Raw genomic sequence first — 20,728 nt, 5'->3', positions numbered from 1 at the left:
CTCAGCGTTGGCGCCTCAGCGTTGGCGCCTCAGCGTTGGCGCCTCAGCGTTGGCGCCTCAGCGCCAGAACGGCTTGACCGCCACGAGGTCCCCATGGGCCTCGGCGGCCGCTCTCAGCAGCTTCCGGCCGTCGGCCTCGTTGTCGCCGGCCGCAAGGCCCGCGGCGAAGGCCGTCTCGCCGGGGATCTCCTGCGGGTCGGGCACCGCCACGAGGCTGGCCAGCACCGTGTGGGCGGTGGCCTGGTCGTTGAGGCTGCCGAGATGGTCCTGCAGGTCGGACAGGGCCGAGACGAAGGCCTTGTGGCGCTTGCGCAGCTTCTTTTCGGTGTAGAGGCTGGCGAAGAACTCCGCGCCGTAGCGAAGCTTCTTCGCCTCGATCCGGACGCGGTGCCGCTCCTCGGCCTCCTGGCGGTCGAGGTGGCGGCCGCGCTTCCGGATGCGGCGCAGGGCCTTGTCGAGCACCTCGGCGGCGAAGTCGCGCGCCGGCAAGTCGCGCGCCGGCACTCCGCGGTCCGGCACTTCGCGGTCCGGGGCGGCCGGTCCGGTCCGCCAGGTGCCGGTCTCCAGCCAGGCGGCGACGTCGAGGACCAGGCCGCGCCATTCCTGCGATTCCAGGGTGGCGAGGACGCCGTCATGGGCGCGGTCCCGCTCCGCCTCGAGGCGCCGGCGCAGGTCGTCGAGACCGGCCTCGTCCGGGCGCCTGGCCATCTCGGCCGGCAGGGTCTCGGCCAGGAACACGTCGAGGTTCCGGGCGTGGCCGAAGGGTTCGGTGATGCGCTTGATCTCGTCGCGCAGGGTCGCGGCCGTCGCGTCCTGCGCCAGGACCGGCTTGAACAGGGTGAGGGCCGAACGCAGGCGGCGCAGGGCGACCCGCAGCTGGTGCAGCGCCTCCACGTCCCGGTTGTGCAGGAAGACGTCCTCGTTGAGGCGCAGGTGGGACAGGCAGGCGAAGGCGATGGCGCGGAAGGCCTCGCCGGCCGTGGCGTCCGGTGCCAGCGAAACCGGCCGCGCCTTGCTCGGGCGCCGCAGGGTGCCGTCGCGGAGGCTGAAGCCGCGGGCCGACTTGCTCAGTGCCCCGAGGCGGAGCGGCACGGTCTCGGCCAGGGCCTGGGCCAGGGTGAACAGGTCCTCCGACCGGCCCTCCTTGAGTTCGAGTTCGAGCTCCCACAGGGGCGCGTCGCCGTTCGGGGTCTCGATCCGACCCTCGTCGAAGGCGACCTCGATCCGCGAGGCTCCGTAGCGCACCAGGCGGCTGCGCCGCTCCACCAGGGTGGCGAAGGTGGAGGACAGCTCCGGCGCCTCGGCGCCCGCCAGCACCTCCGGCACCGGCGTCTCGGAGACCTGCGCCAGGTCGGGCGCGTTCCCCGCGACGGGCGCCTCCCATTCCGAGCGGTCGAACAGGCCGGGGGCGGTGGCGGCGGCCTTCACGGTCTGGACGAACGTCTCGCCGTCGCGGCGGACCCGCAGGGTCAGCCCGGCCGCACGCAGGTCGCCGGCGGCCGTGTCGAAGTAGGTTGAGGTGAGGAAGCGGGAGTCCTCCGAGCCTTCCGCCTGCAGGAAGGGATGGCGGCTCAGCTCCGCGAGGTCGCTGCCCTCGCATTCCAGCTTCAACTCGATCTCACGCGGCGCGACCATGATGTGTCCCAAGTTTCGGCCCCGATCCGTCGTCCCCGACGGTGCGGCGGGCCCCCAGCGATCGGGACAAGCCCGGCCCGCGGCAACCGTTCCGTGCGGAATCACCAGCCACCGTCGTCAGTTATGGAGCAGGGCGACCCGGACGCGCGACTGAATTCGTGACGATTTTCATTCGCCGCCGGCGCCGAGTGGTGTAGCGGGAGGAACCGGCCCGGGGCCGGCGGGAACGAGACTCGTTGGGCGTGGTGATGAATCGGGAGCGGCTGAGGGCCGACCGCCTGCTGGTGGAACGGGGCCTCTTCGAGAGCCGCGCCCGGGCCCAGGCCGCCATCGCGGCGGGTCTCGTCCGGGCGGACGACCAGCCGGTGACGCGGGCCTCCGACCTCCTCGCCCGGGACGCGCGCCTCGTGGCGTCCGCCCCCCATCCGTTCGTATCCCGCGGCGGGCTGAAGCTCGATGCCGCCCTCGACGCCTTCGGCTTCGACCCGGCCGGCCGCGTCTGCCTCGATGTCGGGGCCTCGACCGGCGGCTTCACCGACGCGCTGCTGGCGCGGGGCGCCGCCCACGTCTACGCCGTCGACGTGGGACGCGACCAGCTCCACGTCTCCCTCCGGGACGACGCACGCGTCACCAGCCTGGAGGGCACCGATGCCCGCAGCCTCGACCGCGCCGCGATCCCGCGCCCCCCGGACCTCTGCGCCATCGATGTCAGTTTCATCTCCCTCCGGCTGATCCTGCCGGCCCTCCTGCCGCTGCTGGCCTCCGGTGCCGACCTCGCGGCGCTGATCAAGCCGCAATTCGAGGCCGGGCGCGACCGGGTCGGGCGCGGCGGGATCGTCCGCGATCCCGCCATCCACGACGCCGTCTGCGCCGAGATCCGCGCCGCCCTCGAGGCTCTGGGGCTTCAGATCCTCGGCCTCATCCCGTCACCCGTCGCCGGCGGCGACGGCAACCGCGAGTTCCTGATCGGGGCGCGCCTGGACCCACGACCATGACAGAGCCGGACACCCAGCCGACCCCCGAGACCCTGGAGATCCGCCGCCTCGGCGCCCGCGGCGACGGGCTGGCCGAGGACGGCACCGCCGTCGCCCTGGCGCTGCCGGGGGAGCGCGTCACGGTGCTGCGGGCGGGCACGCGCGGGACGCTCGTCGATGTTCTGCACGCCTCGCCGGATCGCATCGCGCCGTTCTGCCCGTATTTCGGCACCTGCGGCGGCTGCACCGTGCAGCACCTCGCGCCCGGGCCCTACGCCGCCTGGAAGCGGGACCACCTCGTCCAGGCGCTGTCCCATGCGGGGCTCGCCGTCTCACCGGAGCCGCTGGTCGATGCCCGCGGGGCCGGGCGGCGGCGCCTCACCCTGCACGTGCGGGCCATCGAGGGCCGGGCGCAGGCCGGGCTGATGGCGGCGCGCAGCCACGACCTCGTCACCATCGACCATTGCCCGATCACCGTGGCGGCCCTGCACCGGGCGCCCCAGGTGGCGACGGCCCTGAGCGCGCCGCTCGGGCACGGCCGCAAGCCCCTCGACGTCGCCGTCAGCGCCACCGAGGCCGGCCTCGACGTCGACATCCGCGGGCACGGACCCGCGGCCGAGGGAGTCCGCGCGGCGCTGGTACGCCTCGCCGGAGACCTCGACCTCGCGCGCCTCTCGCTGCACGGAGAGGTGCTGGTGGAGCGCCGGGCTCCGGCGGTCACCAGCGCGGGCCTGCGGCTGGTGCCGCCGGCCGGCGGTTTCCTCCAGGCCACGGAGGAGGGCGAGCGGGTGCTGACCGAGGCCGTGGTGGCGGCCCTCGACAAGAAGACGAAGCGGGTCGTCGACCTGTTCTCCGGCAGCGGACCGTTCAGCCTCGCCATGGCGCGCAGCCGGGACGTCCATGCCGTCGAGGGCGAGGCGGCGGCCCTGGCCAGCCTCGACCGGGCCGTGCGGGCGGTGCCGGGCCTGCGCCGGGTCACCACCGAGCGCCGCGACCTGTTCCGCCGGCCGCTGCTGGCCCTCGAACTCGACGCCTACGATGCCGTGGTGTTCGATCCGCCCCGTGCGGGCGCGGGCGCGCAGGCGGCCCGGATCGCCGAATCGAAGGTGCCCCTGGTGATCGGGATCGCCTGCGACGCCGGCACCTTCGCGCGGGATGCCGCGACCCTGGTGTCGGGCGGCTACACCCTGGAGCGGGTGATTCCGGTCGACCAGTTCGCCTATTCGGGCCATCTCGAGATGGTCGGGGTTTTCCGCCGCCCGCCACCACCCCGCAAGCGCCTGTAGCCGCAGCGCTCGACAACCGCCGGGCCGCTCTTAGGTAGAAGGTCATGCGCGTGATTCGTCCCACCCTGGCCGCGACCCTCGGCCTTTTCGCCCTCGCCGGACCCGCCGCGGCGGATTCCTGCGGAGATTTCATCGACCGGGTGGTGGCCGAGACCCAGGCCACCCTGGTCAAGCGGACGGCGGACTTCGCGGAATTCAGCGCCCCCGACGGGATCGGGATGACGCTGGCCTGCGGCGAGCTCTCGGCCACCGGCGTCCAGTTCCGGGGCACGCCGCTCCCCGCTGGCTACTTCGATCTGTTCGGACGGGCCGGCCACGCCGTCACGGGCCTCGCGTCCGAGGACTTGGCGCAGGCGGCCCGGACGGCCCGCACCGCCGCCGCCACGACGCGGCACAGCAACGTCGATGCCGGGAAGGTCCTCGTGACCTGCTCCCTCTCCGGATCGCGCGAAGCGCCCGTCACCGCCTGCGCGGTGATCGAGCGCGACGAGCGCCGCTGAGCCTCGTTCAGGACCTCATGGCGAGGACCATGTAGCCGGAATACAGGAGGGCTGCGGCCAGCAGGAGGTAGACGTTCGGTTCCATGGCGTCCTGTTAGGCCGCCCGGGCGCCGTGGGTCGAGCGGACGCGCTGCCGCTGCGGCATCCGGTTCGCTTCAGACATCGTTAACCCTGTTCAGCCGAACGATGGCGGCCGGCATGGCCGATCCCCACGCCGTCGAATCGCACCGAGGAGCCGATGCCCCGTTCCCGTTCCGCAGCCCTGGCGATCGCGGGTAGCCTGACCGCCCTCGCGCCTGCTATCGGGGTCCTGACGGGCGGCCCGGCCCTCGCTGAGGAACCGCTGTTCATCCGCATCCGCCCCGGCGGCGAGGCGAGCGTCGGCTCCGGTGGGTCCGGCGCCTTCGACGACGCCGCGGCCCAGGCGGCGCGGGCCCGCAGCGAGGCGGTCTGGCAGCGGGCCGAAGCCCGGTCCCGCATCGCCATCGCCTCGGTCTGCACCGGCTGCCTCGCGGCCGTGCCGCCCTCCTCGGTGCCGGTCGCCGCACCGCCCGCCCGCGCCGATGCGGGCGGCCTTACGCCCCTCGCGGCCGATTCGCCGGCCGTTCTCCCTCCGCCCCTCGCACAGGCAGATGCCCCATGACGCAGGCTCACCCGACCAGCGGCGCCGTTCCAGATCCGGATTGCCCGGTCTCCCTCGAACTCCTCGGCCAGGTCTACCGGGCGGACGAGGAGGACCTGCCGGAGATCCTGGAGGCGATGTCCACGACGACGCGCGCGCGCCTCGCCGTCTACCTCTACGGCAAGAGCCACATGCACCAGCTCGGCCTGCGGGTCGCGCGGGCCTGCGAGCGCGAGGATCTCGTGCGCGTCGCCGACGAGATCGGTTCGGTGGTCTACGGCCAGTCCCGCCTGAAGCCGGCGCGTCCGGCGACGCCGAGCCCGGCCGCCGCCCCGCCGAAGAAGATCAGCCTCGGCGGATCGGGCACCAAGAAGATCAGCCTCGGAGGCTCCGGCGCGAAGAACCGCCTGTTCGACTGAGCGAACGGGTCCCCAGCACGGATACCGGGCGCGGGACCGTCTCGGTGAGGCCGAGCCGCCAGGCCGGCTCGGCGCGACCTATCTTGAGAGTGGATGCTGATGTTCGGTTCGTGGTGGAAGCTCGGCATGGACGCGACCCTGCTCGCGATGGAATCGCAGCAGGTCATCGCCCTGCGCCTCGCCAAGCTGGCGACGGGCGGTGCCGCGGCCCAGGCCGAGGCCCAGCACATGGTCACCGAGAAGATCATGGCCGCCCAGGAGGCCGCCCTGCTGATCGCCACCGGCGGCTCTACCGCCGGGGTCGTGGCCGGCTACCGGCGGAAGGTCCGCGCGAACGCCCGGCGCCTGTCCCAGGGCTGAGCACCCGCTGCCATGCCGGGGCGGTTAACGCACGCTTAACCATCCGGTTTCATCCTCGCCCGGGACGTCGGAACCGATCGGACGAGGAGACAGCATGAACCCCTTCGAGCAGCAGGTGCGCGAACGCGCCTATTACATCTGGGAAGACGAGGGCCGCGTGTTCGGCCAGGCGGAGGCGCACTGGCTGCGCGCCGAGATCGAGCTCCTGACCCCGTCGCGGATGGGCATCGAGGTGATCCAGGCCGCCACCGCGGACGTCACCCTCTCGGCCAGCCCGGCCGCCGTCCTCGCCGAGACCCTCAAGGCCAAGCCGAGCCGCAGCCGCAGCGCCGGCGCCAAGGTCGAGACGAAGGCGAAGGCCGCCGCCGACACGAAGGCCACCAAGCCGGTGGCCGCGAAGGCGCCCGCTGCCAAGACCGCCGCTGCCAAGACCGCCCCTGTCAAGACCGCCGCTGCCAAGACCGCCGCTGCCAAGACGCCCGCCGCCGAGAAGGCCACTATCGCCAAGGCGGCCGTGGCCAAGGCTGCCGTGGCCAAGGCTGCGGTGACCAAGACGCCCCGGGCTCCCGCCCGCGGCCGCGTGGTCGAGAGCGTCGCCACCGTTCACTGAGACATGCGGGCCGGAGCCTTCCGGCCCCGCCCCCGGACGAATCAGAGCCCGCTTCACCGGACCGGTGGGGCGGGCTTTTCGCTGGCCGCGGAGGCCGCCTCCACGCGAGGGACGCCGGAACGAAGGAAAACCTTGACCGTTGTCACGCCACATCCAGAGACGTGGCCGCGGCCCTGAGGGCCGTGCGCCTTCCCAGGCGAGGCTTCCATGAAGACGACGATCGCGACCCTTCTGGCCCTCGGGGTGGCCGGCCTGCCGCTCGCCGCCCTGGCGGGACCCGGCGGCCTGCGCGGCGGCCCCGCGCTCCTCGACGTCGACACCACCGGCGGCGTCGGCGGACGGGCGCCCTGGAGCAAGCCCTACGAGTATGATTCCGGCGGCGACAACGATCGCCGTCCGGAGCTGCCCTATTACCAGCAGGGCCGCGGCCAGCAGACCGGCGGTCCGGCCCGCAACCTCCTGCCCGACGACGGCCTGCACATCTTTCCCCGCTGAGCCCGCTCCACGAATCCCGCCATCCCGGCGGAACGGCCGGGAGAGCCATCCGTTCGCCCAGGGAGCCCCGGCCTGTCCGCCGGCGTGCAACCGGTTCGGGATGACGCGATGACCAAGACCGTACGGGCGGTGATCTTCGATATCGACGGAACCCTGCTCGACAGCGTCGACCTCCATGCCCAGGCCTGGGTGGACGCCTTCGCGCATTTCGGCGTCACCGTCAGCCACGACCGGGCCCGGAGCCAGATCGGCAAGGGCGGCGACCAGTTGCTGCCGGTCTTCCTCGACCCGGAGCGGGTGGAGCGCGAGGGCAAGACGATCGAGGCCTACCGCTCCGACCTGTTCAAGCGCGACTATCTCTCGAAGGTGAAGCCCTTCCCCGGCGTCCGGGCCCTGTTCGAGCACCTGAAGGCCCAGGACCTGACCCTCGCCCTGGCCTCCTCCGGCAAGGCGAAGGAGGTGGAGCACTACCAAACCCTGATGGGGGTCGAGGACCTCACCGACGTGGTGGTCAGTTCGGACGACGTCGAACGCTCGAAGCCCTTCCCCGACATCTTCGAGGCCGCCCTGACAAAGCTTGCCCCGATCACGGCGGCGCAGGCCGTGGTGATCGGCGACACGCCCTACGACGCCGAGGCGGCGGGGAAGGCCGGCCTTCCGACCATCGGAGTTCTCTGCGGCGGTTTTCCGGAAGCCGACCTGAACGCGTCCGGCTGCATCGCCCTCTACAAGGATCCGCAGGACCTTCTCGACGGCTACGCCGCCTCGCCGCTGGCTCGGTGATCCGGCGACCGGGATCCCGGCGCAGCGGTTTCGATCCGGGCCTGTCGATTCGGACGGGCCCGGTGGCAAACCGGCCACGCGACGCGTGGGATCTGCACCGATCCACACATTTCCCGCGTAATCCCGCTTTGTTCCGTGGCGCAGGGCAGGATTGCGTGCCGGCTATGGATAGATGGCAAAAAACCCTGGCGCCGGGTCCTTCGATGGCGTAGCGAGCCGCCCGTGATCGCGCCTGATCACGCCACGGATCCGCGGACCATGCCCCAGCCGGCCCAGACGAACCTGAAAATGCACCCGGCCAGCGAGCCTGTTCCCCTTCGGGCGCTCATCGACGCGGCGGTCGAGGACCGCACCACGCCGATCAGCCGGCTGCTTCGCCTGATGGCCGCCCTCGACGCGGACACCAACGACAACGAGAACCTCCGGCACGTCCTCCGGGCCCGGATCGGCGCGCCCCTCAGCGTCTGATCGCACCGCCTTCGCGTTTGTCGGGGATCAGCGGAAACCGGTGATCCCGAAGAGACGGACGACCTGACCGGAATCGGGAGTCCGCGAGGTTCAGGATGAACCCGCCGGATCCTACGAGGCGCGCGCCCGCTCCCGGCGGCGAGGCCCCGGCTGGGCGCGCTTCATGCAGGCGAAGTAGAGCTGACGGCCGATCGCGTAGAGGCCGAGCCCCTTCGGGTCGGGCGTCGAGAACACCCGGTCGCGGGCCTCCGTGCGGCAGGCCGCGTCCTGCGGACTCTGGATCGGCGTGGATTCCCCCTGCGCCGAAGCCGCGTGAGCCATGGCTACCGAGGCGATGGCCGAGAGCGTCAATGCGAGCGCCGGCCCACGCCACATCCCTGTTGTCCGCATCCTGTTCCCCCTGCTGTCGTGGTGGTGACGTCGTTTCGGCGTGCCCGTCAGGGCATCACCCAGGCGCAACCGGCCTCGTTCGCCACGGTAAGGCACTCGAACGGGGCCCCGCCGACCATGGCGCGGTGCTCCGCGGCGCCGATGCGCGCACGCGCGATCCGTCGGCAATCCGGATGCTGCGGCAGGACCGCCTCCGCGGCAGCCCGGTCGCCGCTGGCCATCAGGACCCGCAACGCGACCAGGGTCTTGCAGGCGATGACGTCGGTGGGTTCGACCGGCTGGGCGCGGGCGGCGGTGCCGGCGGCGAGGCCGAGGAGGAGGGCCAGGGGGAGGACGCGCAAAGGTCGGGTCATCGGCGGCTCTTCTCCGGTGCGGCGGGTTTGTCGGACGTTCTGTCGGTGGCCTTGTCGGCCGCCTTGGATTTCTCGCCCGCGCGAGGCTTCGCCACGGCCTCGGTGGGCTTGACCGTGCCGGCGACGACCCAATGGCAGACGCTTGTGGTGCGCAGGGTCAGGCAATCGTAGGCGCTGCCGTTCAGGGTCAGGTGCTCGGCGATGCCCGCCACCGCATCGCGCGCAACGACCTGGCAGCCGAGGTGGTCGGCCTTGTCGTCGGTGAGGCGCGCGACGGCGGTGGCCACCACGTCCTTGCTCTCGCGCAGGAGCAGCCGCAGGTTCGCCAGGGACGCGCATCCGATCGCCGGAACCGGTACGGGGGCCGGCGCAGCCGGGGCCTCCCGGATGGTCGCCTGCGCCGTGCCGGCGACCGCCAGGGCGAGCAGGAGAGGTCGGATCGAACGCATCGGGAAATTCTCGGCAGAAACGAACGTGATCGGCGGCCGGCCTCTCGGGAGGAGGGCGGGCCGCCAAGCCATAACGCGCTCGCGGCCATTCCGCCGCATGGCGGCAGCGCTTTCAGGAGCCTGACCGGCGCAGCTTGGCGAAGCGCCTGATCGCCCGGTCCCGGCGCAGGCGGGAGAGGCGCTCGATCCAGAAGATCCCGTCGAGCTGGTCGATCTCGTGCTGGAGGCAGGCCGCCCGGAATCCCTCGGCGTCCTCTTCGTGCTCGGCGCCCTCGAGGTCGCGGTAGCGAACCCGGACCCTCACGGCCCGGTCGACCACGTCCATCACCCCCGGCATCGAGACACTGCCTTCCTGCTGCGGTCCGCGCTCGGGGGAGGCCCAGACGATCTCCGGGTTCACGTAGGCGGTCACCGGCTCGCCGGGCTCCATCCGCAACAGCACCAGGCGCTGGCCCTGCCCGATATGCGGCAGGGTGAGCCCGAGGGCGGAGACCGCCAGCATCACCGCCTCGAGGTCACGGGCGGATTCGCGCAGGGCGTCATCGAACCGGGCGACCGAAGCCGCCACGAGCCTGAGGCGGGGATCGGGATAGATCAAGAGGGAGGAGGCGGACACGAGGGTCATTCCGGAGCGGGATGGGGGACGTCACGGTTGCGCGAGGGCGACCCGGACGCGGGTTCCTGGCCCGCGGCTTGCGGCGTTCGATGGATGACAAGCTCGACCCGGAGACGGAATGGCACGGCAACGCACCGAGACCCCATCGCCCAAGGGGGCCCACCGATTCCTGAGGCTGCGCGAGTCCGGCGAGGTCATCCTCGTCGCCCTCACCACGATCCTCGGCCTGCTCTGGGCGATCGTCCTGGTCACGCATTTCCACGAACCGCTCAGCGGCATCGGCCAGTCCCTCTGGCTCAAGCGCTGAGCGTCAATATTCCCACTCGGCCCCGACGCCCACCGCGGTGCGGCCATCGCTGCCGGCCTCGCCCTGGATCTTGATGCGCCGGGTCACGTCGTAATCCACCGTCGCCGCCGTGTCGGCGGGCTTGGCGCCCGCCTTCACGCCGACGCTGAGGCGGTCGCTGAGATAGCGCGAGGCGCCCAGCGCCGGTCCGCCGCTGGCGCCGGTGGAGACGTCGAGGCTGTCGAGCCCGAGGCCCTTGCGGGCCTGCTCGAAGACGTCGACGCCGCCGGCCCCGCCGGAGAACTGGGCCACGGCCTGCGCGAGCTGCAGGGCCTGGAACGGCGACAGGCCCCCCGAGGCCTTCTTGAACAGCAGGCGCGAGAGCACCTCGTCCTGCGGCAGGCTCGGGTCCGACGTGAGGAGGAAGCTCGGCTGGTTGGCCGGACCCGTCACGGCGATCCGCGCCGTGACCTCGGCGGCCTTGGTCTCGGCGATGAAGTCGAGATCCGGCGTGGCGATCTCGCCGCCGAAGGTCAGGCGCCCGCGGGTGAAGTCGAGGCGCTGGCCGACCACGCTGAGGCGGCCGCGGCGCATCTCGAAATCGCCGGTGGCGACGGGATCCCGCGAGGAGCCGGTGATCCGGAGGGCGCCGCCGAGTTCGGCATCGATGCCGCGACCGCGCACGAAGATGCGGTTGGGGGCGTTCACGGCGACGTCGAGGGTGGCGTCGAAGGGAGGGGCGACCTTGCCCCGCTTGCCCAGGGCCGCGACCTTGGCGCGGCGGTCGGCCCGGGCGGCGAGGCGGGCGCGCACCTCCGGGGGCGTGTTCACGCGACGGATCTCGGGCAGGGGCTGCACCGTGGCGGGCAGGCGGTCCGGCACCGAGACGTCGACGGAGACGAGGTCGATCCGGCCCGCCACCTTCGGGGTTCGGGCCAGTGGCCCCGTGAGCGCAAGGTTGAGGCTCGCCACGGCCGTCATCAGCGGGCTGGAGACGAGCTCCGCCCGCTCGGCCGAGACCCGGAGCGAGCCCGGGAAGCCGGCGGCGGGATCGAGCGCCACCCGGCCGTCGCCGCGCAGGCTTCCGCCGTTGCGGGTCAGCGCCGTCAGGCGCTCCACCACCAGGGTGTCGCCCCGGCCGGTGACCCGTCCCTCGATGTTGGTCAGGCGAATGCCCTGGAGCGGATCGGTGAAGGAACCGCCCGTCAGGGTGGCGCTGCCCTCGGCGCGGGGGGCCGCGAGGGTGCCGGTCACACCGGCGTCGAGGGCGATGCGCCCGGCGACGCGCTGGCCGCCGACGCTGAGGAGGCTGTTGGCGAGCGCCGCGTCGAGGGTGCCGCGCAGCTTCACCGCCAGCGCCTCGCCGGGGGCCACCGGCAGGGAGCCGGTCACCGTCAGCTCGGCGCCGCGCCCGGCGAAAACCCGTCCGTCGATCCCGGCGCGTCCGTCGCTCACCGTGCCGCTCGCCCGGGCGTCGATGGGCGGCAGGCCGGCCTTGCGGGTCTCGGGCGTGACGAGGCGGGCGACCGTCAGGGCGTAGCGGCCCTCGGGCCGGTTGGCGGAGCCGCGCAGGTCCGCCTCGCCGTCGAGGGTTCCGGAGAGGGCGAGGTTGGGCGCGGCGATCCGCGCCAGGGCGAGGGGCAGGCTGCGGATGCCGAGCTTGAGGTCGAGGGCCTCGCCGACCCGGCCCGACAGGCTGAGGCGGCCGCTACCGGCGGACACCACGAGGTTGTCGATCACGGCCGAGCCTCCGTCGAGGGTCACGCTCGCGGGGCCGGCCAGGGCGAAGCGGTCCCCACCCCGCGCGGCGGAGAAGCGCGACAGGTCGATGCGGGTGCGCTCGCCCGGCACGAGACGGGCGGCGCCGTCGAGGTCGAAGCCCCGGGCCTTGGCCGTCAGGGTGATGTCGCTGGCGCTCGGCGAGCCCACGGCGACGAGACGCACGGTGTCGAGGCTCTGCCCGGAGGCGAGGAGGCGGTCGGCGTTCACCCGCCCGTCGACGATGGGCCGGCCGAGCAGGTCCCGCCCGGTGAGGTCGGCGTCAAGGCGCGACAAGGCGAATTCGCCGAAGCGCAGGGACGCCCCGTTCGCCCGAATGCCGGCGTCCTGGCGCCCACCCGCGCGGGACAGGGTGACGGCGGCCTCGACGTTGCCCGCCATCGGTGTCAGCGCGAGGGGCGCGAGGTCGTCGAGATTCCCGGCCTTGAGGGCCAGCGCCCCCTCGGTGAGGAAGGTGCGGGCGTCGAGGGCGGCGTGCCCGTCGAGGGTGACCGAGCCGAGGCCGAAGGCGAGGCGGTCGAGGACCCAGGCGTCGGGGGCGGGCCGGACGACGTGGGCGTCCCCGCGCAGGGCCTTTCCGCCCACCGCGCCGGACAGGCGCAGGGTGCCGTCGAGGGCGCCGGTGACGTCCGTCAGCGCCGTCTCGACCCGGAGGTCGCGTAAGGGGCGACCGAGGGCGCGCGCGTCGTCGGCGGTGAGCGTGGCGGTGAGGTCGGGCTTCTCCAGGGTGCCGGTGAGGCGCCCGTCGAGGAGCGCGCGGCCGGACAGCTTCGGGTCGAGGGTCGACAGGTCCTTCAGGTCGACCAGCAGCTTGGCGTCGGCGAGGCGCGCGGTGGCGCGGCCCTCCAGGCGCCCGACGATCTCGGCGCCCTCGAGGCGGGCGTTCTCGAAGGCGTAGCCGTCATAGACCTGCGACAGGCGGCCGCTGAAGCGCGGCGAGGGGCCGAGGGTCCGGTCGAGGGCCGGCAGGGACAGGACGAGGCCCGCGGTGCGCAGGTCCAGATCGGCGTTCACCGCCTTGCGGGCCGGGTCGCCGCTCAGCGCCGCCCGCGCCGTCAGGGTGCCGGCGAGCGGCCGCCCGGCCACCTCCGAAAAGGCCGCGAGGTCGGACAGCGCCGCATCGAGCGTGCCCGCGAGGGTGTTCTGCCCGATCCGGCCCACATAGGCGGCCCGGGCCGTCGGGCCGTCGAGCTTGAATTCGGCGACGTCGACGACGCCGTCGGGCTGCAGCGTACCCCGGAAGCTCAGCCCGGCCCGCGATCCGATGGCCCGGCGCAGGGCCGGATCGGCGAGGCGCAGGCCGTCCACCTTGGCGTCGGCGGCCAGTACGAAGCGGGCGGCGGCGGGATCGGCGCCGGCCGGCGCCATCGACAGGGTGGCGTCGACCCGCTCCAGGGCCGAGCCGCCGGCGCGCAGGCCCGCGGCCTTGAGCACGCCATTGACGACGGGCCGCGCGATCGGCCCCTTCAGGCTGCCATCGAAGACCAGGGTGTCGAGTTCGGCATCCGCCGCCTTGGTGACGCCGCCCTCGGTGGGCACGGCGCGGGCGGAGACGAGGAAGTCGGCGATCCGGTCGGCGGTGAGGGTACCCCGGGCCTCGAGCCGGGCCGTGAGCGAGGTCAGCTCCAGCCGGTCGATGCCGAAGGCCCCGCTGTCGGAAAAGCGCAGGCCGCCGTCGAGCTTGGTCGTGCCCGAGAAGATCGCCGCCGCCGGGCCGGGCAGCAGGCCCTCGATCCGCGAGGCGAGGTCGAGGGCGAGCCGGCGCTCGGCCCCGATGCGGGAGATGCGGGCGGTGCCGCGGGCCCCGAGGTCCGGCCCGGCATCGAAGTCGAGGCGGGCGTTCCAGGCGTCGAGCGTGCCGCGCCCGTCGAGGTCGAGGTTGATCGGGGGCGCGCCGGGGAGGTTGGCGGCCTTGGAGAGAAGCCCGCCGGCGGGCTCCACCAGGGTGGTCTTCAGCTCCAGGGTCTCGCCCTTCGGCACGAACAGCAGGCGGGCGCCGAAGCGCCCCTCGGCGTCGAGGCGGCGCACCGCCACATCGAGGTCGAGCCCCTCGGCCGGCGCGCCGAGCTTGGCCCGGCCCTCGGCCGTCAGGCGGGCCGGCTGCCCGGCGAGGGCCTCGCCGAGAACGAGTTCGGCCAGCTTGAAGGTCTTCACCTCGACCTTCACCGGCAGGTCGGGCAGCAGCGATCCGTCGGGCTCCGGCGTCGCCGAGACCGGGGCGGGGAGGGGGCGGCGCAGCACTTCGAGGCGCCCGACCTCCAGGCTGTCCACCTCCAGGCGGCCGGAGAGCAGGGCGAGGCGGCGCCAGACCAGGCGCGCCCGGTCGAGCTTCAGCCAGACGCCGTTGGCGTCGCTGATGGCCACGTCGCGGATGGTGGCGTCCGACGAGAGGGCGCCGTCCACGGCCCCGATGGCGACCCGCGAGCCCGGCGTCGACAGGGCCTTCGAGAGGAGGCCGCCGAGCACGGTCTTCTCGCCCTCGTCGGCGTAGGTCAGGGTGGCCGGCGTCGCGGCGAAGACGGAGAGGCACAGGGTGGCGGCGGCGACCTGCGCGCGCGGACGCTTCCAGAATCCCATCAGAAGGACTGCCCCAGGCTGATGTACAGGGCCACCGGGCGCTCGTGGTTGCCCTTGATGCGGTCCATCGGGAAGGCGAGGTCGACCCGGATCGGGCCGATGCCGGTGTAGTAGCGCAGGCCGAGGCCGACCGCGTAGCGGATGCGCTCGTCGAAATCGGGCAGGCTGCCGGCGAAGGCGGTGCCCGCGTCGATGAAGGGCACGACGCCGATGGTGTCGGTGACCTTGATGCGCGCCTCCACCGAGGCCTCGAGCAGGCTGCGTCCGCCGATGGGCAGGTTGAAGGGTCCGCGCGGGCCGAGCGTCCGGTAGGGGAAGCCGCGCACGGAACCGCCGCCGCCGGCGAAGAACCGGATGTTGGCCGGGATGTCCTCGAGGTTCGCCCCCGAGATCGAGCCGAAGCCGATGCGGCCGGCCAGGATGTAGCGGCCCTCGTCGTCGAAGGCGTAGTAGGTCGAGCCCTGCGCCTTGGCGACGAAGATCGACGGATCGGAGCCGAGGAAGCCCGCATAGGGCGTCGCCGAGGCGGTGAGGCGCACGCCCTCGGTCGGATCCAGCAGGTTGTCGGTGGAATCGTAGCTCACGGAGAGCGGCACGCCGACGAGGCGGTAATCGACCTTGCCGAGGGCGTCCTGCGAGCGCCCGGCCTGTCCGTCGAGGCCGACCTGGGCGAAGAAGGTGTCGGAGAAGCGGTGGCGCAGGGCGACGGTGCCGCCGGCCGCGTCGCTGACGTAGGATTGCTGTGCCTCGCGGCCCACGAAGACGTTGGCGATGAAGTCGTTCCGGGTGCCCCAGAGAGCCGGCTTGACGAAGGTGGCCGAGAGCCGCCCGCCGAGGCCGTTCGAGTCGATGCCGGCGGCCTTGCGCTGCTTGGCGTAGAGGTCGTTGCCGAGATAGTAGATGTCGGCATCGACCCGGACGGTCTCGCCGCCGCCGAACAGGTTGCGGTTGGCGTAGTAGGCCCGGATGCCGGGCCCGTCGACGGTGGAGTAGCGGGCCGCGACGCCGATCAGGTTCTTCTCGCGCTCGGTGACGTCGACGAAGATCGGCAGGTTGCCGGACGGATCGAGGGTCTCGCCCTCGCGCACCCGGATCGAGCCCAGCCCCTCGACCTTGGCGACCGAGCGTCGGATGTCCGACACGGCCTTGGGCGAATAGGGATCGCCCGGCTCGGCGTAGATGAACGAGCGCACCACCGCCGGGTCGATGTCCTGCGTGCCGCGCACCGCGACCTCGCCGAGGCCGGCGATCGGCCCGGGATCGACGGTGTAGGTCACGTCCATGACGTGGGCGGCGTCGTCCACCACGGGGTCGCGGGCGACCGCCTTGGCGAAGGGATGGCCCAGGGCCCGGAAGCGATCGACGATCTTGGCCTCGCGGGCCAGCACGGTGGCCGAGCGGGCCGGCACGTCGTCCCCGACGCGGGTGAAGCGCTCCGGCAGGACCTCCTCGGGAAACGGGTTGCCCCGGGGGTCGCGGGCCCGGATCGACCGCAGGGTGTAGAGCGGACCGGGATCGACCACGACCTTGACCGGCACGAGGGCGCGGGAGCGCGACGCTTCGGCCGCGCGGGCGGCCGCCACCACGGTGGACTCGCCGGCCAGCGCGACGCCGTCGACGCGGATCGCGACGGTGCCCTGGTAGTAGCCGTAGCCCGAGAGCACGTCGGCGAGGCGGCGCTGGTCGGCCTCCGCCCGGCGCACCAGGCCCTCGCCGTCCGGCGGCGCCTCCTGGCGCAGGCGATAGAGCGTCGAGGTGTCCTGCAGCGCGCGCAGGACGTCGTCGTCATCGATGCCCGAGATCTTCACCGTGTAGGGCAGGGCGCCCGCGCTCGGGACCGGCGGTTCCTCCTCGGAGCCGAACAAGCCGAACAGGTCGAAAGCCCGGGCCGGCCCCACGGCGAGCCCGGCCCCGGCCGAACCGAGGACGAGCGGCCAGGCGAAGCAGGCGAGCCTCCAGACCGACGCGCGACGCATCCGCCCCCGAATCCGCGTCACGAATGGCCGTTCCGGCGAGCCCGGTGCGCCTGCGCTCCCGGCTTTCGTCGCTGCGTCGCAGGCCTCGCCATCCCATCCCCTTCCGGGCCGCGGCCCCGCTGCCGGTCCCGTATCCCGGTCCTGTCCCAGGGCCTTTCGGACCCACATATGTTGACCGCCAGCCTACCGGTCCGGCGGCGGTGCAGCAACCGCGGTGCACCGCTCTACCCCCAGCCGCGGGGGTGGTTGCGCGGTTCGCCGCAGGCCCGGCTCCGCCCCGGCTTTCCGCCATCGGCCAGGGAACCCGGCTTTGGCTGGCGCCTTGTCCCTGCGTCGCAGGCTTCCTACTTTTGTCCCCATCGCTCCATGGCCGGCTCATTCCGGGTAGCTCACCCGCCCTTTTCCCAGGACTGCTCGCCAGTCCTGCACGCGGGTGCCGCTGCGATCGCACATCCCATCCGACGACCCTGCGCCTCGGGTGCCCGCGCGATTGCGACGCGGGCACCGGGCAGCCGATGGCAGGCAAGACAACGCTTCAGGAGAACAGCACCATGAGCACGGGCACCGTGAAATGGTTCAACGAGACCAAGGGTTACGGCTTTATCCAGCCGGATGACGGCGGCAAGGACGTGTTCGTTCACATCTCCGCCGTGGAGCGCGCCGGGATGCGCAACCTGATCGAGGGTCAGAAGGTCTCCTACGAGATCGAGAACGACCGCCGCACCGGCAAGCAGTCGGCCGGCAACCTCCAGGCGGCCTGATCGCCGCCGGCCGGTCCGGGTCGCCCGATGCGGGCGGCCCGAGACCGGCTCGAATGCTGCGGCATCGTTTCAACAACCTGTCAGAAGCCGCTTTTCAATGAGCGGCTTCTGTTGATTCCCGGCAGGCGGTCGGGCATGGGGCTGTTGCGGTGCAAGATCAGCGTATACCCCAGTTTTTCCACGGCCCCATGCCGCGCGTGCTCCACGCCGGATGCGGGCGACACACCACATGAGAAAGGTCAGATGGGCGCCTTCGACTACAGGAACTTCGACGATCGCCGTAAGAACTCCGTCAGCGCCAAGCAGATGCTGCTGGAAAAATTCAAGGCCCGTCCTCCGGCCGATGATCCGGAGATGATCGCCAAGGCGCAGGCCCGCGCCGAGGTCGCCCGCGCCCGCGAAGAGCGCGCGCGCGAGCGCGAGGCGGCCCGGATCGCCGCCGAGAAGGCCGCAGCGGAAGCCAAGCGGGCCCGCGAGGAAGCGGAACTCGCCGCGCAGATCGCCCGCGAAGAAGCCGAGGCTCTGGCCGCCGCCGAGGCGAAGGCCGCCGAGCTTGTTGCCAAGAAGGCGGCCCGCGATGCCCGCTACGCGGCGCGCAAGGCCAAGGCCCGCCGCTGAGCTAAGGTCTGCCGCGAGGCGTCAAGGCCCACGGCGAGGGGTCAAGGCCCGCCGCGAGTCGTATGAGCGCGCCGCCGAACCCCGGAGCGCACCTCTTCGGCGGCGCCCGGAACGGGACGGACGCGAACCGGACAGCGAAAAGGGCCGACGCGGCGCGTCGGCCCTTTCCGTGTTGAACGATCGGGCGAACCGCGTTCGTCCTCAGCTCTCGGAGCGCGTCTCGGACTCGGCGTCCTCGCCCTCGGCGGTCTCCTGGCCCTCGGTCTGGGCCTCGGCCGGCTCCGCCGTCTCCTCTTCGGGACGCGGGCCTGCTTTGAAGGTGCGGCGCGGCGCGTTCCCGCGCTTCATCTGGACCGGCTTCTCGATCGCGCCCAGGCGCTCGGACAGGAGCTTCGCGCGCTCGTTGAAATCATTGGTCGATCGCGACTGCGACGCACCGCTCTTGAACGCATTTGCCACTTGGGCCTCATGGGGTTGCCCAGGGCACGGGGTCGTGCGGGGTTGGCTCCGTGTAGCACGGTTGGGCCCCCGCGTCGGCTTTTATTGTCACGGCGCGACGCGGAAGCGCCGCGGCTCAGAAGCGTGCCGTCAGGAAGAGGCGGACGTTGCGGCCCGGCAGCAGGATCTCGTCCTTCTTGAACGAGGCCGAGTTGCGGATGTCGTCGTCGAGGAGGTTGCGCCCCTGCAACCCGAGGGTGACTTCGCTCGCGCCGTAGAGCGCCGGATCGACGGCCTTGGTGTAGCTCACCTCGGCGCGCAGGTCGTTCCAGCCGGGCGTGACCGTCTCGAACGGCGCGATCTCCACGTGGTCGAAGGCGTGCAGCAGGTTCACCCGGGCGAACCAGCCCTCGGTCGCCAGGAACACGCCGCCGCCCAGGCGATGGGGTGGAATGCGTGGCACGTAGGAGCCGTCGTCGAACTGCGCCCGGACGAAATCGTACTGCGCCTCGAGGCCGGCCCAGCCGTTGCCCACCGGGATCAGGTCGAGCTGCGCGGCGATCTCCGCACCGTAGAAGGTGGCGTTCTGCTGTGCGTAGACGATCTGCCGAAGTTCGTCCCCGCTGCCGCAGGAGGCGAAGTCGTCGCCGCAGCGGTTGCCCGTGTCGCGCTTGTAGATGAAGCCGGTGTAGCGGGTGTAGTAGCCCGTCGCGTCGAGGCGCAGCGGCCCCTGCGCCCGGCGGAGACTCATCTCCACCGTGCGGGCACGCTCGAGCTTCAGGCGGGGATCGCCGATCTCGAAGGTCTCGGTCGCGTCGTGCGGTCCCTGCGAGAACAGCTCGTAGGCCGTGGGCGCCCGCTCCACGTAGGAGCCGTTCACGCTGGCCACGAAGCCGTAGGGCAGGTCCTGGAGGGCGCCGAAGCTGGCGCTCTTGGGCGCGAAGCGGCGCTTGAGGCCGAACGCCAGGGGATCCTGTCCCTCGACCGGCAGGTAGTCGCTCGGGAACTGCACCGCCGTGCTCGCCGAGCGCGTGCCCTCGATGCGCCCGGCCGCCTGGAAACGCAGGCCGTGGCCCACGTCGAGCTGCTCGAAGAGGTAGACCGCGTTCGAGCGCGACTCCGTCGGCGGCAGGAAGCTCTCCCCCTGCGTGTTGAGCACCCGGCGCCCGCTCTGCACGCCGAGGGCGCCCGTCAGCGTCCCCAGGGCGGTGAAAACCGGCACGTGCTGGGCCTCGATGCGCCCCTCGGCCTCCCGGCTCTTGAAGGTGGCCTGGATGCCGTCGATCCCGGTCTCGCCGATGCCGCGCTCGTCGTGCCGGTAGACCGAGCCGCCGGCCCAGAACCGGATCACCTCCAGGGGGCCGTCCAGTGGGCGGTACTCGCCCCGGGCCACGACCCGATCCTGGCGCGGGTCGAGGCGGGTCCGGCTCTCGGCCGCCTCCCCGCCGGGGATCTGGTAGAGCGCGTCGTAGTGGCTGAAGGAGATGCCCACGAAGCCGCGGTCGCCGATGGCCGAGATGCCGACGGAGCCGCCCTGGGATTCGGTGGCCGAATTGCGCTGGATCCCGCCCGGAATGGCGTAGCTGTCCGTGGCGCTGCGGAAGCCGTCGGCATGGACCGCGATACCGTCCTTGCCGGCATCCACCGTCGCGGCGCCGAGCCGCCCGTTGTCGACGCTGGAGAATCCGGTCGTGACCTGACCGGACACCCCGTTCGCCGGGATGAAGGTCGGGACCCGGTTGTTCTCGGCCGAGACGACGCCGCCGATCGCCCCGGAGCCGTAGCGGAGGGTCGCCGGTCCGCGGATCACTTCGATCCGGTCGCTGACGAGAGGGTTCACCGGAACGGTGTGGTCCTCGCCGAGGTCCGACACGCCGTTGTTGATGACGCCGTTTTCCTGGATGCGCACCCGGGCGTTGTCGAGGCCACGGATGATGGGCCGGCTGGCGGCGCCGGGCGCGTAGGTCGAGGAGGAGATGCCGGGGCGGTCGAACAGAGCGTCCCCGAGGGTGCGCGGCTGCTCGCGGGCGATCTGCTGCTGCGTCACCACGGTGACGGGCGAGTAGGTGCTCGTCACCACCGGGAGCACGCCCACCGGGAACGACGCGCCGGCGTCGCCCGCGGCGCCGCCCGCCCCGCGGACGGGCTGGATCGGGCTCGGCGAGGTGACGCTGAGTTCGTCCAGGGTCGCCTGGGCCTGCTGCGCCGCGCCGGCATTCGCCCCGAGGCCGGCCCCCGCCAGGGCCGCGCCGGCCCACACCATCCGCGATCGACGCACCCGCTCACCCCATCACTCAACGTTATAATGTTTCATGATGGGGATGTTATTGTAT

22 protein-coding genes are annotated in these 20,728 nt (G+C 72.5%); 13 read left to right on the top strand and 9 right to left on the bottom strand.

The window, feature by feature from the left end:
• Positions 1-57: 57 nt before the first annotated feature.
• A complete protein-coding gene (locus ASF20_RS07835) occupies positions 58-1,635 on the bottom strand; it encodes a CHAD domain-containing protein (RefSeq protein WP_056272688.1) in 1,578 nt (525 codons plus the stop codon).
• A 248-nt stretch (positions 1,636-1,883) separates the two neighbouring features.
• Here ASF20_RS07835 and ASF20_RS07830 point away from each other — a divergent pair, with 248 nt between their 5' ends.
• The 10 genes from ASF20_RS07830 to ASF20_RS07785 all read left to right on the top strand — a co-directional run bounded on the left by ASF20_RS07830 (position 1,884) and on the right by ASF20_RS07785 (position 8,152).
• Positions 1,884-2,630, top strand: coding sequence for a TlyA family RNA methyltransferase (locus ASF20_RS07830; protein WP_056273693.1), 747 nt, complete (start codon positions 1,884-1,886; stop codon positions 2,628-2,630).
• On the top strand, positions 2,627-3,895 hold the full coding sequence (locus ASF20_RS07825) for a class I SAM-dependent RNA methyltransferase (RefSeq protein ID WP_056272685.1): 1,269 nt from the start codon (positions 2,627-2,629) through the stop codon (positions 3,893-3,895). The genes ASF20_RS07830 and ASF20_RS07825 overlap by 4 nt, the downstream gene beginning before the upstream one ends.
• A gap of 44 nt (positions 3,896-3,939) precedes the next feature.
• Positions 3,940-4,395: a hypothetical protein gene (locus ASF20_RS07820; protein WP_056272682.1), complete on the top strand. Its 456-nt coding sequence runs from the start codon at positions 3,940-3,942 to the stop codon at positions 4,393-4,395.
• 238 nt (positions 4,396-4,633) lie between these two features.
• Positions 4,634-5,038 (top strand): hypothetical protein, encoded by a 405-nt coding sequence (locus tag ASF20_RS07815; protein ID WP_056272679.1) that lies wholly within the window; start codon positions 4,634-4,636, stop codon positions 5,036-5,038.
• Positions 5,035-5,436: a hypothetical protein gene (locus ASF20_RS07810; protein WP_056211116.1), complete on the top strand. Its 402-nt coding sequence runs from the start codon at positions 5,035-5,037 to the stop codon at positions 5,434-5,436. The genes ASF20_RS07815 and ASF20_RS07810 overlap by 4 nt, the downstream gene beginning before the upstream one ends.
• A 99-nt stretch (positions 5,437-5,535) precedes the next feature.
• The gene (locus tag ASF20_RS07805; protein WP_056211118.1) at positions 5,536-5,796 is read left to right on the top strand and encodes a hypothetical protein; all 261 of its coding nucleotides are present in this window, start codon (positions 5,536-5,538) and stop codon (positions 5,794-5,796) included.
• A gap of 94 nt (positions 5,797-5,890) precedes the next feature.
• On the top strand, positions 5,891-6,406 hold the full coding sequence (locus ASF20_RS07800; RefSeq protein WP_056272675.1) for a DUF2934 domain-containing protein: 516 nt from the start codon (positions 5,891-5,893) through the stop codon (positions 6,404-6,406).
• 207 nt (positions 6,407-6,613) lie between these two features.
• Positions 6,614-6,901 (top strand): hypothetical protein, encoded by a 288-nt coding sequence (locus ASF20_RS07795; RefSeq protein WP_056272673.1) that lies wholly within the window; start codon positions 6,614-6,616, stop codon positions 6,899-6,901.
• A gap of 108 nt (positions 6,902-7,009) precedes the next feature.
• Entirely contained in the window at positions 7,010-7,684 is a 675-nt protein-coding gene (locus tag ASF20_RS07790; RefSeq protein WP_056272669.1) for an HAD family hydrolase, read from the top strand.
• 288 nt (positions 7,685-7,972) lie between these two features.
• A complete protein-coding gene (locus ASF20_RS07785; RefSeq protein ID WP_244472776.1) occupies positions 7,973-8,152 on the top strand; it encodes a hypothetical protein in 180 nt (59 codons plus the stop codon).
• Between the two features lie 111 nt (positions 8,153-8,263).
• On the opposite strand, the gene ASF20_RS07780 is transcribed toward ASF20_RS07785, so the two are convergent.
• From ASF20_RS07780 to ASF20_RS07765, 4 genes are all read right to left on the bottom strand, one after another.
• Positions 8,264-8,527 carry a hypothetical protein gene (locus ASF20_RS07780; protein WP_244472747.1) on the bottom strand — a complete coding sequence of 88 codons (264 nt, stop codon included), beginning with the start codon at positions 8,525-8,527 and terminating at the stop codon, positions 8,264-8,266.
• 62 nt (positions 8,528-8,589) lie between these two features.
• A complete protein-coding gene (locus tag ASF20_RS07775) occupies positions 8,590-8,895 on the bottom strand; it encodes a hypothetical protein (protein ID WP_056272667.1) in 306 nt (101 codons plus the stop codon).
• Entirely contained in the window at positions 8,892-9,344 is a 453-nt protein-coding gene (locus ASF20_RS07770; RefSeq protein WP_200927199.1) for a hypothetical protein, read from the bottom strand. Before ASF20_RS07770 ends, ASF20_RS07775 begins: the two co-directional genes overlap by 4 nt.
• A 112-nt stretch (positions 9,345-9,456) precedes the next feature.
• Complete coding sequence (locus ASF20_RS07765) at positions 9,457-9,969, bottom strand: peptide deformylase (protein WP_056272664.1); 513 nt, start codon at positions 9,967-9,969, stop codon at positions 9,457-9,459.
• Positions 9,970-10,078: 109 nt separating this feature from the next.
• On the opposite strand from ASF20_RS07765, the gene ASF20_RS07760 reads away from it, so the two are divergent.
• Positions 10,079-10,267: a hypothetical protein gene (locus tag ASF20_RS07760; RefSeq protein ID WP_056272662.1), complete on the top strand. Its 189-nt coding sequence runs from the start codon at positions 10,079-10,081 to the stop codon at positions 10,265-10,267.
• Between the two features lie 3 nt (positions 10,268-10,270).
• On the opposite strand, the gene ASF20_RS07755 is transcribed toward ASF20_RS07760, so the two are convergent.
• Both ASF20_RS07755 and ASF20_RS07750 read right to left on the bottom strand, forming a co-directional pair.
• The gene (locus ASF20_RS07755; protein WP_056272660.1) at positions 10,271-14,602 is read right to left on the bottom strand and encodes a translocation/assembly module TamB domain-containing protein; all 4,332 of its coding nucleotides are present in this window, start codon (positions 14,600-14,602) and stop codon (positions 10,271-10,273) included.
• Complete coding sequence (locus ASF20_RS07750; RefSeq protein WP_056272658.1) at positions 14,602-16,578, bottom strand: autotransporter assembly complex family protein; 1,977 nt, start codon at positions 16,576-16,578, stop codon at positions 14,602-14,604. The genes ASF20_RS07755 and ASF20_RS07750 overlap by 1 nt, the downstream gene beginning before the upstream one ends.
• 551 nt (positions 16,579-17,129) lie before the next feature.
• Between ASF20_RS07750 and ASF20_RS07745 the strand changes: the two genes are divergently transcribed.
• Both ASF20_RS07745 and ASF20_RS07740 read left to right on the top strand, forming a co-directional pair.
• Positions 17,130-17,339 (top strand): cold-shock protein, encoded by a 210-nt coding sequence (locus ASF20_RS07745; RefSeq protein ID WP_055952791.1) that lies wholly within the window; start codon positions 17,130-17,132, stop codon positions 17,337-17,339.
• Between the two features lie 243 nt (positions 17,340-17,582).
• Positions 17,583-17,957 (top strand): DUF6481 family protein, encoded by a 375-nt coding sequence (locus tag ASF20_RS07740; RefSeq protein ID WP_056211138.1) that lies wholly within the window; start codon positions 17,583-17,585, stop codon positions 17,955-17,957.
• Positions 17,958-18,158: 201 nt separating this feature from the next.
• Here ASF20_RS07740 and ASF20_RS07735 read toward each other — a convergent pair whose 3' ends face one another.
• Both ASF20_RS07735 and ASF20_RS07730 read right to left on the bottom strand, forming a co-directional pair.
• Positions 18,159-18,416 (bottom strand): hypothetical protein, encoded by a 258-nt coding sequence (locus ASF20_RS07735; RefSeq protein ID WP_056211140.1) that lies wholly within the window; start codon positions 18,414-18,416, stop codon positions 18,159-18,161.
• Positions 18,417-18,531: 115 nt separating this feature from the next.
• The gene (locus tag ASF20_RS07730) at positions 18,532-20,658 is read right to left on the bottom strand and encodes a TonB-dependent receptor (RefSeq protein WP_056272657.1); all 2,127 of its coding nucleotides are present in this window, start codon (positions 20,656-20,658) and stop codon (positions 18,532-18,534) included.
• Positions 20,659-20,728: the final 70 nt, after the last annotated feature.

Source organism: Methylobacterium sp. Leaf88 (assembly GCF_001422795.1).
In the GTDB taxonomy this organism is placed as follows: domain Bacteria; phylum Pseudomonadota; class Alphaproteobacteria; order Rhizobiales; family Beijerinckiaceae; genus Methylobacterium.
The sequence above is the reverse complement of the archived record's forward strand: the minus strand, read 5'-3'. Positions and strand labels throughout refer to the sequence as shown.

Excerpts from the sequence above, each read along its gene's own strand:
- ASF20_RS07830 (WP_056273693.1), top strand. The coding sequence starts at position 1,884 with ATGAATCGGGAGCGGCTGAGGGCCGACCGCCTGCTGGTGGAACGGGGC.
- ASF20_RS07820 (WP_056272682.1), top strand. The coding sequence starts at position 3,940 with ATGCGCGTGATTCGTCCCACCCTGGCCGCGACCCTCGGCCTTTTCGCC.
- ASF20_RS07750 (WP_056272658.1), bottom strand. The coding sequence starts at position 16,578 with ATGCGTCGCGCGTCGGTCTGGAGGCTCGCCTGCTTCGCCTGGCCGCTC.
- ASF20_RS07780 (WP_244472747.1), bottom strand. The coding sequence starts at position 8,527 with ATGTGGCGTGGGCCGGCGCTCGCATTGACGCTCTCGGCCATCGCCTCG.
- ASF20_RS07730 (WP_056272657.1), bottom strand. The coding sequence starts at position 20,658 with ATGGTGTGGGCCGGCGCGGCCCTGGCGGGGGCCGGCCTCGGGGCGAAT.
- ASF20_RS07760 (WP_056272662.1), top strand. The coding sequence starts at position 10,079 with ATGGCACGGCAACGCACCGAGACCCCATCGCCCAAGGGGGCCCACCGA.
- ASF20_RS07740 (WP_056211138.1), top strand. The coding sequence starts at position 17,583 with ATGGGCGCCTTCGACTACAGGAACTTCGACGATCGCCGTAAGAACTCC.
- ASF20_RS07815 (WP_056272679.1), top strand. The coding sequence starts at position 4,634 with ATGCCCCGTTCCCGTTCCGCAGCCCTGGCGATCGCGGGTAGCCTGACC.
- ASF20_RS07805 (WP_056211118.1), top strand. The coding sequence starts at position 5,536 with ATGTTCGGTTCGTGGTGGAAGCTCGGCATGGACGCGACCCTGCTCGCG.
- ASF20_RS07810 (WP_056211116.1), top strand. The coding sequence starts at position 5,035 with ATGACGCAGGCTCACCCGACCAGCGGCGCCGTTCCAGATCCGGATTGC.
- ASF20_RS07795 (WP_056272673.1), top strand. The coding sequence starts at position 6,614 with ATGAAGACGACGATCGCGACCCTTCTGGCCCTCGGGGTGGCCGGCCTG.
- ASF20_RS07745 (WP_055952791.1), top strand. The coding sequence starts at position 17,130 with ATGAGCACGGGCACCGTGAAATGGTTCAACGAGACCAAGGGTTACGGC.
- ASF20_RS07785 (WP_244472776.1), top strand. The coding sequence starts at position 7,973 with ATGCACCCGGCCAGCGAGCCTGTTCCCCTTCGGGCGCTCATCGACGCG.
- ASF20_RS07800 (WP_056272675.1), top strand. The coding sequence starts at position 5,891 with ATGAACCCCTTCGAGCAGCAGGTGCGCGAACGCGCCTATTACATCTGG.
- ASF20_RS07790 (WP_056272669.1), top strand. The coding sequence starts at position 7,010 with ATGACCAAGACCGTACGGGCGGTGATCTTCGATATCGACGGAACCCTG.
- ASF20_RS07825 (WP_056272685.1), top strand. The coding sequence starts at position 2,627 with ATGACAGAGCCGGACACCCAGCCGACCCCCGAGACCCTGGAGATCCGC.
- ASF20_RS07765 (WP_056272664.1), bottom strand. The coding sequence starts at position 9,969 with ATGACCCTCGTGTCCGCCTCCTCCCTCTTGATCTATCCCGATCCCCGC.
- ASF20_RS07770 (WP_200927199.1), bottom strand. The coding sequence starts at position 9,344 with ATGCGTTCGATCCGACCTCTCCTGCTCGCCCTGGCGGTCGCCGGCACG.
- ASF20_RS07775 (WP_056272667.1), bottom strand. The coding sequence starts at position 8,895 with ATGACCCGACCTTTGCGCGTCCTCCCCCTGGCCCTCCTCCTCGGCCTC.
- ASF20_RS07835 (WP_056272688.1), bottom strand. The coding sequence starts at position 1,635 with ATGGTCGCGCCGCGTGAGATCGAGTTGAAGCTGGAATGCGAGGGCAGC.
- ASF20_RS07755 (WP_056272660.1), bottom strand. The coding sequence starts at position 14,602 with ATGGGATTCTGGAAGCGTCCGCGCGCGCAGGTCGCCGCCGCCACCCTG.